This is a genomic window from Asanoa sp. NPDC049475 (assembly GCF_040676915.1).
In the GTDB taxonomy this organism is placed as follows: domain Bacteria; phylum Actinomycetota; class Actinomycetes; order Mycobacteriales; family Micromonosporaceae; genus Asanoa.
The window spans coordinates 1,101,575-1,114,735 of the sequence record NZ_JBFAPY010000001.1; the positions used below are offsets into that span (position 1 = coordinate 1,101,575).

The 13,161-nt window shown below is 69.3% G+C and carries 10 protein-coding genes; 9 read left to right on the forward strand and 1 reads right to left on the reverse strand.

Annotated features, from left to right (window positions below):
* Window positions 1-4: 4 nt before the first annotated feature.
* The 9 genes from AB0J88_RS05235 (at window position 5) to AB0J88_RS05275 (ending at window position 11,162) form a co-directional block, all read left to right on the forward strand.
* Window positions 5-976 (forward strand): hypothetical protein, encoded by a 972-nt coding sequence (locus AB0J88_RS05235; RefSeq protein ID WP_364352591.1) that lies wholly within the window; start codon window positions 5-7, stop codon window positions 974-976.
* On the forward strand, window positions 976-1,866 hold the full coding sequence (locus AB0J88_RS05240; protein WP_364352594.1) for a PrgI family protein: 891 nt from the start codon (window positions 976-978) through the stop codon (window positions 1,864-1,866). Before AB0J88_RS05235 ends, AB0J88_RS05240 begins: the two co-directional genes overlap by 1 nt.
* The gene (locus AB0J88_RS05245) at window positions 1,863-3,611 is read left to right on the forward strand and encodes a DUF87 domain-containing protein (RefSeq protein ID WP_364352597.1); all 1,749 of its coding nucleotides are present in this window, start codon (window positions 1,863-1,865) and stop codon (window positions 3,609-3,611) included. The genes AB0J88_RS05240 and AB0J88_RS05245 overlap by 4 nt, the downstream gene beginning before the upstream one ends.
* Window positions 3,612-4,408: 797 nt before the next feature.
* A complete protein-coding gene (locus AB0J88_RS05250) occupies window positions 4,409-6,073 on the forward strand; it encodes a type IV secretion system DNA-binding domain-containing protein (RefSeq protein ID WP_364737796.1) in 1,665 nt (554 codons plus the stop codon).
* A gap of 164 nt (window positions 6,074-6,237) precedes the next feature.
* Entirely contained in the window at window positions 6,238-7,140 is a 903-nt protein-coding gene (locus tag AB0J88_RS05255) for a replication-relaxation family protein (RefSeq protein WP_364352603.1), read from the forward strand.
* A 294-nt stretch (window positions 7,141-7,434) separates the two neighbouring features.
* On the forward strand, window positions 7,435-8,118 hold the full coding sequence (locus tag AB0J88_RS05260) for a hypothetical protein (protein ID WP_364352606.1): 684 nt from the start codon (window positions 7,435-7,437) through the stop codon (window positions 8,116-8,118).
* Window positions 8,119-8,396: 278 nt separating this feature from the next.
* Window positions 8,397-9,587 (forward strand): helix-turn-helix domain-containing protein, encoded by a 1,191-nt coding sequence (locus AB0J88_RS05265; protein ID WP_364352609.1) that lies wholly within the window; start codon window positions 8,397-8,399, stop codon window positions 9,585-9,587.
* A 74-nt stretch (window positions 9,588-9,661) separates the two neighbouring features.
* Window positions 9,662-10,651, forward strand: a complete 990-nt coding sequence (locus AB0J88_RS05270; RefSeq protein WP_364352612.1) for a DUF932 domain-containing protein — start codon at window positions 9,662-9,664, stop codon at window positions 10,649-10,651.
* Between the two features lie 304 nt (window positions 10,652-10,955).
* On the forward strand, window positions 10,956-11,162 hold the full coding sequence (locus AB0J88_RS05275) for a hypothetical protein (protein WP_364352615.1): 207 nt from the start codon (window positions 10,956-10,958) through the stop codon (window positions 11,160-11,162).
* Between the two features lie 68 nt (window positions 11,163-11,230).
* On the opposite strand, the gene AB0J88_RS05280 is transcribed toward AB0J88_RS05275, so the two are convergent.
* Window positions 11,231-13,144 (reverse strand): Hsp70 family protein, encoded by a 1,914-nt coding sequence (locus tag AB0J88_RS05280; RefSeq protein ID WP_364352618.1) that lies wholly within the window; start codon window positions 13,142-13,144, stop codon window positions 11,231-11,233.
* Window positions 13,145-13,161 lie beyond the last annotated feature (17 nt).

The following is a 13,161-nucleotide window of genomic DNA, read 5'->3' on the forward strand; positions in this document are numbered from 1 at the left end:
CGTCATGGTCGACCACTTCCTCAACGGCGTCATCGACTGGGCAGCTGACCGCGTCATCGACATCCTCGGCGGCGTCCTGGCCTTCCTCACCTCGTCGATGTTCCTGTCCCCGGACGTCACCGTCCTGCCCCAAGTCCAGACCATCGCCGGCAGGAGCGCGCTCGTCGTCAACGCCTGCTTCGGGTTGGCGATCATCACGGTCGGCATCGCGGTGATGGTCAGCAGCTCCGTCGAGACGCGCTACCAGGCCAAGGACCTCCTTCCACGGCTGGTCGTCGGGTTCACGCTGTCCACGTTCGCCGTGCCGCTGTGCGCCGTCCTGATCAAGGTCGCCAACGCGTTGACGGTGTCGATGGTCGGTCCGGCGACGCCGACGTCTGACGCGGTCACGATGGCGCGTATCCACGTGACCGCTGCCCTGGCCGACCATCGCACCGCGGTGGTCGCGTTGCTTGTCGGCGTTCTGATCGTCGGGCTGCTGTTCACGCTCGTGGTCGGATGGCTCGCCCGCGTCGGCGTGCTGATCATCCTGGCTGCGGTCGCCCCGATCGCCCTGGCCGGCTACAGCTTGCCGTGGACCGAAGCGATCGCCCACCTGTGGTGGCGTGCCCTGCTCGGCTGCCTCGCGACCCCGACCCTGCAGGCGACCACCCTCACCATCGGTGTCGAGCTGATCCTCGACCCGCAATCGAACCTTCCCGTCCTTGTCGGGCTACCGCAGTCGGACCTGCTGAACCTGTTGATCGTGGTCGTGGTCCTCTGGGTCACCGTCTCCATACCGGGGTTCGTCCGCCGGCTGATCAAGCAGCCGCGTGGACGCAACGCCGGCGCGGTCGCGGTGCGAGCCGTGATGGTCCACGCCATCGGCCGCAACCTCCGCCGGAAACCCGGGCCGTCGCCGCGTGTGCGCGTCAACAACCACAGCCACCACCACTACCGCCGGATGCGCCGCGTCGTTCTGGATCGAGACGCCTGATGCACGACGTCGACGACGCTCCCCGGGCCGTGGTGCCCGCCAACATCAATGAACCGGACAAGATCGCGTTCGGGTTGACGTTCCGCCAGCTGACCATCGTCGGCGGTGTCGGCCTCGCCGGGTTCACCGTGTACCGGCTCGCCGGTCACCTACTGCCCGCGATGGCCTGGCTGTTGGTCGCGGCGATCGTCGGCGCCGCGACCGTCGTCGTCGCGCTCGGCCGCCGCGACGGGCTCCCGCTGGATGTGTGGCTGCGCAACGGCATCAGCTTCACGACCGCGCCGCGGACGCTCGCACCCGGATCACCGCAGAGCACTGCCCTCGTCGCCGTCGCCGGCGAAGCGGCCCTGCCCGCGCCGCTGCGTCTGCCCGTCACCGCGGTCAGTCCGAGCGGAGTGGTCAGCGCCGAGGGTGTCGATCGGGTCGTGATCGCCTGCGGCACCACCAACATCCACCTCCGTACCGGTGACGAGCAGGAGGCCCTCCTTGAAGGGTTCGGCCGGTTCCTCAACTCGCTGACCGGTCCGGCGCAGATGGTGGTCGCTGCGCAACGCCAGGACCTGTCAGCCCATGCCGAGGTGATCGCGGAAGCCGCCCATGGCCTGCCTCACCCGGCGTTGCGGACGGCGGCCGACGAGCATGCCCGTTTCCTGGTCGAGCTGGCCGCCAGCCGCGATCCGCTGCGCCGTCAGGTGCTGACCGTCGTCACGGGTCCACAAGCCGCCGACGCCGCGACGCGCGCGCTGTCCGCCCTGGGCGTGGACGCCATCGCTCTCGACGGCCCTGCGGTCACCGCCGCACTCGCCGGCATGGTCGAGCCGTTCTGTCCACCCGTGCCCGGGCCCCGCGCGGTGCCCGGCACGCCTGTCACCCTGCGGAGAATCCCATGAAGTCGCTGCTGAAACCCTCCAGCCGCTTGTCGGGCGCCGGCGGCATTCCGTCTCCGGCCGCGTTGCAGGTCGCTCGGTCGCATGTCCGGCTTGGCGACGGGTACGCCGCCACCTACGTCGTGTCCGGCTGGCCGGCCGAGGTCGGCCCGGCCTGGCTTGATGCACTGCTGTCCTACCCCGGTCGCGTCGACGTGGCCGTGCACATCGAGCCGGTGGCGCCGCAGTTGGCCGCACCCATGCTCAAGCGCCAGCGCAGTCGCCTGGAGTCCACGCGCCGGATCGACGCCAACCAGGATCGTCTCGGTGACCCGGTCGTGGAGGCGGCCGCGGCGGACGCTGCCGACCTCGCCGACCGCGTTGCACGCGGCGCAGCGAAGCTGTTCGACACCGGCATCTACGTGACGATCCATGCCCGCGATCTCGACGAGCTCAGCACCGTCACCGTAGGGGTCAAGGCGGCCGCAGCGAGCGTGCTGCTCGATCTGCAGCCGGCGACGTTCCGCCACCAACACGGCTGGGTTGCCACGCTGCCCATCGGCGCGGACCCGCTGCGTGTGCGCCGCATCCTCGATACCGGCGCGCTCGCCGCGGCGTTCCCGCTCGCGTCGACGGACCTGGCCGCACCACTGCCGGGCGTCGTTTCGCCGCCCGAGGGCGTGCTGTACGGGGTCAACACCAGCAGCAACGGGGTCCTGGTCTGGAACCGGTGGGCCCAGGACAACCACAACTCGGTTGTCCTGGCCCGCAGCGGCGCCGGCAAGTCGTACTTCGTCAAGCTCGACGTCCTGCGCAACCTGTACCAGGGCACCGCGGTGTCCGTCGTCGATCCGGAGGACGAGTACGTACCCCTGGCCGAACACGTCGGCGGCGCCGTGGTGCAGCTCGGCCAGGCCGGCGTGCGGATCAACCCGCTCGACCTGCCCGCCGACTCGCGTCCCGACACGCTGACCCGTCGCGGCCTCTACCTGCACACCCTGATCTCCGTCATGCTCGGTGCCACGCCGCCGCCCGGTGAGAGCGCCGCGCTGGATCGGGCGATCATTGCCACCTACGGCCGGGCTGGCATCAACGCCGACCCCGCCACCTGGGGCCGGCAGGCTCCGTTGCTGCGGGACCTCGCGGACACGTTGGCAGCCGACCGTGACCCGGCCGCGTCGCAGCTTGCTGCCCGGCTCGCGCCGTGGACGACAGGCAACTTCTCGAGCCTGTTCGATGGGCCGACGACCACCCGCGCGCGGGGTCACCTTGTGGTGTGGTCGTTGCGGCACCTGCCTGACGAGCTTCGCACGGTCGGCACCCTGCTCGCGTTGGACGCGATCTGGACCGGGATCGACGCCCCCAGCGACGACACACGTCGCCGGCAGCTGGTCGTGGTCGACGAGGCGTGGCTGCTGATGCGTGACGGTGAGGGCGCCCGGTTCCTGTTCCGGATGGCCAAGGCCGCCCGCAAACGCACTGCGGGACTCTGCGTCATCACCCAAGACGCAGCCGACGTCCTGTCGACAGACCTCGGGCTGGCGGTCGTCTCCAACGCTGCCACGCAGATCCTGATGCGCCAGTCCACGCAGTCGATCGACGTCGTGGCCGAGGCGTTCGACCTGACCGCCGGCGAGGCCCGGCTGTTGCTGTCGTCGCCGCGCGGGGAAGGGCTGCTCGTCGCTGGCCGCACCCGCATCCCGTTCCGCTCCGTCGGCTCTGCCAGCGAACACCGGATCGCGGTCACGGGGATCGGCGAAGTCGAATGACATCGACGCCGAACTGGCCGACCGAGGCCTGGCATTGGATCGCTGCGCGGCCATGGTTAATCCCCATCGCGGTTGCCCTGCTCGCGGCAGCCGTGGTCGCGCAACGCCAGCTCTGGGCGTGGCGGCACCGGCGCCTGGCGGCGGACGCGCGGCTCGTGACCATTGCTCCGCCGCCGGAGGTCACCGCAGAGTCGGCGGCGGTGTTCTGGACAGTCCTTGTCGGCGTCCTGACCCCGTCGGTGTGGCGGCGCCACCTCTTCGGGATCCCCCACGTCGCCTGGGAATACGTTTGGTCCGGCCGAACCTTGACCATCCGGGTGTGGGTGCCGGGCACGGTGCCGCCCGGTGCGGTGGAGGCCGCCGTGCGCGCTGCCTGGCCGGCTGCCACGCTCACCGTCACCGACGCCGAACCACCGATCCCGGACGACGTGGGGGACCAGGTCGGCGGAGCTCATTGGCCGCAGCACGCAGCCGTGCTGCCGCTGCGCACCCAGCACGATGTCGATCCGCTCCGAGCGCTGCTCGCCGCCGGTGCCAACGTACGCCAGCACGAGCACGTGTGCGTGCAAGTCCTCGCCCGGCCAGCGTCCCCGACCCGAGTCCGGCGAGCACGCGCCGCGGCGGCCGCCTTCGCGCATCCGCACGGCAGTGCGGACCCGGCGGCGCGGATCGCGTCGTTTGTCGCGGAGGCGGTCGTGCTTCCGGTGACGTGGCTGCTCGACTTCTTTACGTCCGAGCGCTCTCGATCGCAGCGCGCGGCGGCCAACGCGCCGACGGCACGGGCCAGCCGGAACCCGGTGTACGCGGCCGGCCACACCGCAATGGTGGCCAAAGCTGTCGCCGTACCGCATTTCGAGATCGCGGTGCGGTTCGCGGCCGCGGCCGACCAGCCGGTACGGCCGCCAGGTGCGGAGCGGCGACGACAGATCCGCGAGCGCCTGGTTGGGCTCGGGCATTCGATCGCAGCCGCCTCCGCGACGTACACGGGCCCCAATCGCCTGCGGCGTATGAAAATGCCGCGTCCAGTGGTCGCACTCGCGGAGCGCCGGCTCCGGCGAGCGTTTCTCGCCACGGTGCCCGAGCTCGCCGCGATGGCCGCGCTGCCGCAGGACCTCGCGGTGCCCGGCCTGGACCGGGCACGGGCGAAGGCAGTACCGGCGCCAGCGCAGATCCCATCCGGCGGCCGTGGCATCAAGGTGTTGGGCCGATCGCAGGTCGGCCATCACAGCGTCGGCCTGAGCACGGTCGACGCCCGTCAGCACGTGCACATGGTCGGCAAGACCGGCGTCGGGAAGTCCACGCTGCTGCTGAGCATGATCCTCAGCGACATCAAGGCCGGCCGCGGCACCGTCGTCATCGACCCGCGCGGCGACCTGGTCACCGACATCCTCGATCGACTTCCCGCCACGTACGCCGACAAGATCGTGTTGATTGATCCTGACCAGGACAGCCCCGCCTGTTTCAACCCGCTCGACGACCGAGGCGATCCGCACCTGGCCGTCGACAACCTGGTCAGCATCTTCGCGAAGATCTTCCAAGGCCAATGGGGGCCGCGCATGGACGACACGATGCGCGTGGCGTGCCTGACGCTGATGCGGCACGCGCGGCCGACGTTGAGCCTTGTGCCGTCGTTGCTGCAGGACCGGGACTTCCGGGCCCGATTCACCCACGGTCTGGATGATCCGGACGGGCTCGGCGGGTTCTGGGTCTGGTACGACGGCATTAACGAGCAGTTCCGCGGTCAGGTCATCGCCCCGGTCCTCGCCCGACTGCGGGCATTCCTGCTCCGCGACTTCGTTCGATCGGTGATCGGCAACGCGCACAGCTCGTTCGACATGGGCAGCGTTCTCGACGGCGGTGTCCTGTTGTGCCGGCTGCCGAAGGGGATCCTCGGCGAGGACACGATGCGCATCCTCGGCTCGCTCATCGTCGCCCGCGTGTGGCAGGCCGCCACCGCGCGCGCAAGCATCCCCGAAGACCAGCGCAAGGACGCCTGCTTGTACCTCGAGGAGTGCCAGAACTTCCTCACCCTGCCCGGGAGCGTCGGCGACATGCTCGCCGAGGCGCGCGGCTTCCGCCTCGGTTTGGTGCTGGCGCACCAGGACCTGGCGCAGCTTCCGAAGGACGTCGCGGCCGCGGTCTCCGCCAACGCACGATCAAAGCTGTTCTTCAACGTCGACCCCGCCGATGCCAAGGAACTTTCCCGGCATACGAAGCCCGAGGTCGACGAACACGACCTCGCACATCTCGACGTCTTCACGGGAGCGGCACGGCTGCTGGTCGGCAACCGGGAGCTGCCGGCATTCACCTTCACCACCAGCCCACCGGCGCCAATTGTCGGTGAGGCGACCGCGATCCGTCAGGCATGCGCTGCCGCTCACGGCCGGACGGCCGAAGATCCGCCGATGCAACAACTGGCGCGAAGCGCGATGCGGCGCCGAATGTCAAAACAGCAGGACTGAGCGCTCGTCGTTGTCGGCGACTGGCTCGTTCGAGGTCTCGGCCGGGTCTGCCGGTGGGGGCTCGTCTGGGGGCGACGCTGATCCGAGGACCCAGACGAGCCCCAGGCAGTACCTCGATCGGCCGGCGGACCTGCCAATATCCGCTGCTTGCGGCCAGATGTGGCGTGATCAACCTGTCCAGACTCCCTACGGGATTCTCTCTCCAGGGGGACCAACCCATGTCCCAAACCCGTTCCAGCCTGCTGACGATCTACCCCCACATCACCGATCGAGACCGGCACCTGCTGCGTCTGCTCAACGAGCACCAGGTCCTCACGACCGGTCAAGTCCACCGGCTCCTCTTCCAGGCCCGCCGTACCTGCCAGATCCGGCTGGCCGAGCTGCGCGCCCTCGGCCTCATCGAGCGGTTCCGGTTCGCCCGCGCGGGCGGCGGCAGCCAACCATGGCATTGGACCCTCGACCACGCCGGGCAACGCTTCCAAGCCGCCGCCGCTATCCTCCCGGAGCCAACGCTTCGCGCAAGTCGCGAGCGCCTCACCCGGTTGTCAGCGAACCCGCACCTCTCACACCTGGTGCAGGCCAACGAGTTCGGGGTCCGCCTCACCGCATACGCACGCAGCCATCCTGGGGCTCGGCTTGAACGCTGGTGGTCGGAAGGCAGCACCACGAAGCAGTACCGAACGATCACCGCGGACGGCCACGGCCTGTGGAGCGTCGACGACCGTCGGGTCGGCTACTTCCTCGAAGTCGACACCGGAACGGAACCGCTGCGCCGGGTGGTGGCCAAGCTGGACCGCTACGCCCGCCTGAGCAGCCGGGGCGGTCCGCGCTACCCGATTCTCTTCTGGCTCCTCAACGAAGAACGCGAGGACCATCTCCACTGGCTACTACGCGGCGACGACAGCCATGTTCAAACGGCCACTGCCATCTGGGCGGCCGACCCTGCCGAGGCGGTGTGGCTACCCGCTGACGGCGACGATCGCGTACGCCTGGTTGATCTGCCCAGCGACGACGGGCGCCCGGTCGCCGACAACCCCAACTTCGTCGACGGCGAGTTCGTAGCCTGACAGACCCTGACCGCATCTGAGCGATGTGCTCCGCCGCAGGTCAGCAACCCTCGGCGCTCGTCGAGCTGTCAGGTACCGAGGCTACGGTCCTTGCACCTTCTTTCTCACTCGACACCGTCGCCCGTCTCCCGCCCGGCCTGCCCGCGCCAGCGGCGTCACCTCTAGCCCACCATCCGGTCGGCCCGTGACCCGCCCAGCGCGACCCCTTCAAGCAGCCGCCGCTCAGACGCCGCGACAGGTGCCATGCCTCCTCCAACCCGAAAGGAGCACCCTGTCGTGCCTACCAACAGCCCGATGTCCGACCGCATCGTCACCGTCTGCTTCGCGCCCGGCAACGACGCCGACTGGTTCGCCGCCTCCGAGAAGGTCAACGACCTCCTCCACGAGAGCGGCACCCCGGCACGCCGGTTCAACGTCAGGCACCGCCGTCTCCTCGGCTGGCTGACCCGCTGGTTCGGATACTTCCTGCTCGACGCCGCCCGCCGCTTCGGTGCCTACACCCTCGCCGCCGGCGGCCGAAAAAGTCGCCTCGACCTGACCGGCACCGCCGCCCGCGCCGCGAGCGTGGCCAGCCTGCGCTGGTGCGCCTGGAACCTCCACGTCGCCGCGACCACCCGGCCCGCCCGCGCCTGGGAGGACTTCCTCGCGCAGCACCGCGCCGACCCCCAGAAAGTCAGCCTGGCCGAAGCGCGCCGGCGCTTCGAACAGCAGCCCCAGGTACTCGCGATGCTTGCCCACTCCGGCGGGCACACGTTCGATCCTTACGAGCTGGCTGCCTACCAGGCCGGCGAGGCTGCCTACACCGGGCTGCACTGGCGGACAGCCCTGATCGGCGACGCGCTGATCACCACCGACGGGCGTCTGTTGCAGCCGGTCAGCCCGTCGACCGCGGACCGGCTCCGCTTCCTCAACGACGCCTGCATCTACCTGCGCAGCCTGCACTCCCGCGCACGGCTCTGCGCCGTGGCCATCGCCTGAACCCCGAGCACCACCCCGAGGCCGGCAGCCGACGTTCGGCGGCCGGCCTTCGTCGTGCCCAAGACCGTTCTAAGGAGACCGCTCCTGTCCCGCGCTGATCGAGCGCTGCGGCGCAACCCCGTGGCGACCACCAACGCCCTACGCACCTACCGCTGGCGGCACGAACTCGGGCTGATCGCACAAAACATCGCGATCACACCACCTTGCCGCACACCGCGACTGATCAAACCTCGGCACGACTGTGCCGTTGGCCGAAACCCGAAGGAGGAACGACGTCCATGAGCGACCAAGCTCTCTCGCCGACCGCAGAGGCCGTGCTGCAGGCTCTGACCGAGCTCGGCCAGGGCACACTCCAGGATCTGGTGAGTAAGTCCGGCAGGGCCCGATCCACCACCGAGAAAGCGATCAAGACCCTGGTTGAGGTCGGGCTGATCGTCCCGACCGACCCCGAAGCCGACCCGGCCGACGGCTCGCCGATCCGGTGGACCCTGGCGGGGTCGCACGAGGCCGACACCACCGATCACGCTGACGTAACTGCCGGCGAGGCGCAGACGATCGCACCGGGCCATGCGGACGGCGCTGGATCGAACCCCGACAGCACGCTCGACGCCGAAGACCCCGACGAGCCGGTGCAGGCGCTCCTGCCCGGCGACGGGGACCCCGACAACAGCGACCCGCACGTGCATGACGACGACCGGGACGCCAACGACGCCGCCCACACGGGTTCGAGCGACGGAGGCAGCACGGTCGCCGCCGTGCGGCCGGCGCGGCCGGGCGACCGCAAGGTAATGGCCATCAAGGGCGTCCTGGCCGACTACGCCGAGGCCGGCGCGACCCTGGACGTCATCGTGGCCGAAAGCGGGATCGGTCACCCGACAACAGTCCGGCTGCTGACCGCGATGGAGCAGGCCGACGCGGCCCGCCGGCTGCCCGGAACGCCGGAGCGATGGATCGCCGGACCGACGAAGGCCAGCGAGGTCGACCCGAATCCGGAACCGCCTCGCTGCCCGCTGTGTTACCAGGTCATCCGCGCTGCCGCTTCGATGCCCGGCGCCGCGACGGCGGTGATGCCGCTCGTCCAATCGGACGGCACGCTGCATGTGGTCGGGCCGGACGGCGAGACGCACGTCGTCACCCTGCCCACCAACACGCCGCCCCGCGCGCCGGGCGTCGCCCGCGTCGGACGTAGCGACGCGACCGTAAACGCCGACGGCAGCCAGCCATTCAGTCGAGGCGAGCTGGAGAAACTCACCGTCGACGTCCTCGCTGCACACCAGGGGCAGGCGATGACCCCGCAGGAGATCGCCACCGCCATCGGCGCGCAGCTCGGCCGCACGGTCAGCTCCGGTGCGGTGCGTAACAACTGCACCAAGGCCGCCGCCGCCGGACGCATCGTCCTGGTCTCCGACACACCGTTGACCTTCGCCCACCCGCCGCAGTCCGACGGCGACAACTCCGACCAGCTTTGACCCGAGCCACTCTGCCATCCCGTTCCGGGGGCGAGCGCTGGCTCGGCCCCGGAACCACATCGAAGGAGAAACCCGTGCCGCATGAACTCGAGACCTTCGCCGACGGAACGGCCGCGTTCGCCAGCGCTCGCCAGTCCGCCTGGCACCAGCTCGGCACCGTCACCCAGAACACCATGAAAGCCGAAGAGATCATGGTCGCTGCCAAGCTCGGTGACTGGGGCGTGCGCACCATCCGCACCGTCGGCATCGACACCATCAACGGCGTCGAGGTCCAGATCCCCGCCGACGACAAGCGCATGACCGTCCGCCGCAACCCAGTCACCGGCGCCACCGAGTACCTCGGCATCGTCGGCACCGACTACACCGTCGTCCAGAACGAGCAGTGCGCCGAAATGCTCGACCGCCTCGTCGACGAAGTCGGCGGCGCCCACTTCGAAACCGCCGGCAGCCTACGCCGCGGCAAAAGCGTCTTCGTCACCATGAAACTGCCCACCACGATGGAGGTCGCCGGCGTCGACCGGATGGACCTCTACCTGATCGGCACCACCTCACACGACGGCACCGCCGCCCTGCGAGTCGACGCAAGCCCGGTCCGGGTGGTATGCGCCAACACCCAACGGGCCGCGTTCCAACACGCGGTCGGGCACTACACGTTCCGGCACACCTCCAACGTCAACGCCCAGATCAGCCAAGCCCGCGAAGCCCTCGGACTGATGTGGACGTACATCGACACCTTCCAGAAAGCCGCCGAACGGATGCTCCAGACAGCGCTGACCACGCGCGAGTTCGAGCAGATCGTCGCCCAGGTCTGGCCGGTCAAAGACAACGCCTCCGACCAGACCCGCAACAACGCCAAGCAGCGGCTCGGCACCCTCAAATACCTCATCCGCGAGGCCGACACCCAAAAAGCCATCAGCGGCTCCCGGTGGGCCGGATACCAGGCCATCACCGAATACCTCGACCACTACCAGCCGGCCAAGAACGAAACCGCCCGCGCCAACCGCGTCCTCACCGGCAACGTCGGCGACCTCAAGCTGGCCGCCTTCGACATGCTCACCGTCTGACCGGGCCGACTTCGCCGACCGTAGGCCGCCATCCCGCTCGTCTCCGAATCCTGCTGGCATTCACGCGCCCGGTCCCGCCGGAGAGCCCGAACGGCGAGCGCCGCTGAACCGTCAATTCGATGGCCCGGCGCGGAGCCACCCTCCGACCCGGAAGCCGTCGACCCACACCTGTGGAGATCCCATGCCGTACACGCCCCCATGGCGGCGGCCGTGCGACTGCCGCTGCCCAATCCACCACCGACGTCTCCGCGCCATCTACAACCAGCCTCAATGCGCCTGCACGATCACCTGCGGCAGCCAACCGATGACCCTGCTGGCAGAGCAGTGGGCCTGTGCCCTGTTCCTCGACGAAGGCAACGACCTCTGGTTCGTCAATCGCATAGGCCGCGCTAGCTGGGAGTGGGAGAGCGCCGGACTCGTCGGCCCACGGCACGAGGTGTACCGGGCGGCCAACCAGATCAGCCAACTACTACGGATGGCCGCGCATACACTGATCACCGCTGTCGAATGACCGATGTGGGCCGCCTGCGAGGGCGGCCCACGACCTTTTTTGCGTTACGGAGAAGTCCTACCGCCCGGTCAGGGGGACCGCGGCGCGAGGACGCGTTGGATCCGATCGCGCAGCCCCGGGTACGCCAGGCGAGCAGTCACAGCGACCCTCGTCGTGGCCCACCAGATGGTCGCGACGACGTAGGCGAGCGTGATCGCGCGGTTGTTGCCGAGGCTGGCGACGGCGAAGCCGCCAACCGAGAGAACCGCGGCCGTCAGCAGTTGGAGGCGCCTGCTTCGAATCACCGTGATGGCGATGGCGATTCCGGTGAGGGCGGCACTGACACGGAGGATGACCGATGAGGTTCCGGCGTCGATCTGGGCGTGGACGGCGTAGCGCATCCCGATGACGCCGAGGCTGCCCAGCAGAACGCCAGCCACGGGATGGCGAAGTTGCGCCAGCCAGCTAGAGATGGCCGCGGGTGGGACGGATCGCGCGAGGGTCCCGATGATGAGCGCGGCCAGCGCGATAGGAAGAGCCGGCACGATGGCGTGCGACGCGTACTCCGTGGTTGTGGCCCCGATGAGGGCACCAACGGCCAAGCCGTAGAGGGCCGAGACGACGAACCCGAGTACGCCCGCGCCGGAGAAGGTGGCGCGGATCAGTGCCGTGCCTTCGGCCGGGTTGGAGTTCGGGCCCGACAGATAGAGGGTGGGCAGCAGATGGGCGACCGACCAGGCCGTGAGAACGGCCACCACGGCAGCGGCCGAGATGAGCTCTTCCGCCAGGTGGACGAACAGGCTGCTGGCGTTCGTCGTGGTGAACAAGGTCATCAGGACGAACGCGAGCAGTGCTAGCGATGAAGCGGCAAAGAGTGCCGGTCGCATGAGGTCGGCCGGGCGGAGCCTGACGCGGGGCAGTTGGAGAGGTGTCGTCGCCTGCGGCGCGGAGGCGGTGGCCGCGGTCAGCGCGCCGTCGGCCGCGGCGATGTCCGTGCGAGCGGGAAGCTGAGGTTCGTGACCAGTCGCCGTCGCCAACGCCTGCTTCATTCCCGGGACGGCCGCGTTGCCTCCGGTTAGCACCACCAATGACAGGTGGCTGTGGTCGATGTCGGCTGCAGCGAGCACCTCAGCGACCGCGGCACCGAGCGAGGCGAGCGCGGATCGAGCGATCTTGGCAAGGTCGGCCCTGTCCACGACGACAGGTGGGTGAGGATCGTGCAGCGCGACTGCGGTCCGTTCGTGCTCTGCCAGGCCTACCTTCGCGTCCTCGGCCGCAGCGAGCACCGATTGCCACTGTGGATCGTTCGGATCATCTGCGGGCTTGGGCGCGCCGGGTGGTGTGACCGCCTCCAGGAGGTGGACTGCGAGGAGTCTGTCGAAGTCACGCCCTGACGCACCAGCGGCGACAGCCGTCGCGAGTTGCTGGAACCCGCCGTCCGCCTGTTCGAGAACGGTGAGTGTGGTCGCCGCGGCCCCCGAATCGCACACCAGCACATATCCGCCGACCGGCACGTGGGTACCGGTGGCCGAGGTCACGTATGTAGTGGCGGCGGCGGACGAGGAGACGAACACGATGTCGTTAAAGCCAGCCGCTGTGGCCCCTTGGCGCAAGGTGTCTCGGCGGATTCGTCCCCACGAGGGCGGGACGGTCAGCACCACGGAGTTCAACGCATGGCCAACGGTTCGGTTCGCCTCGGCGTGCACGGCCGTCAGGATTGCGGCAAAAGCGTCGGAGGCATCGATCGTCCGGTCGCCGAGTTGAACCTGCCCGGCGCCGAGCGCCGCTATCGGGTCCTCGATATACCGGTCGCGTTGCTCCACTGCTGCGGCACGCGCGGCCGAGCCGACGAGGAAGCCTCCGTTGGGGAGGGCGAAGACGCCGCTGCGCATTCGCGGAGAGCCGTCCGGCATCAGCGGCAGCCGTCCGCCATCGCTCAAAGCGACGACGGCCTTGGTGTTGGCCGAGCCGATATCAACGCCGAGACGGGCAGCCGCGGGCACTGAAGCAGTCTGCCCAG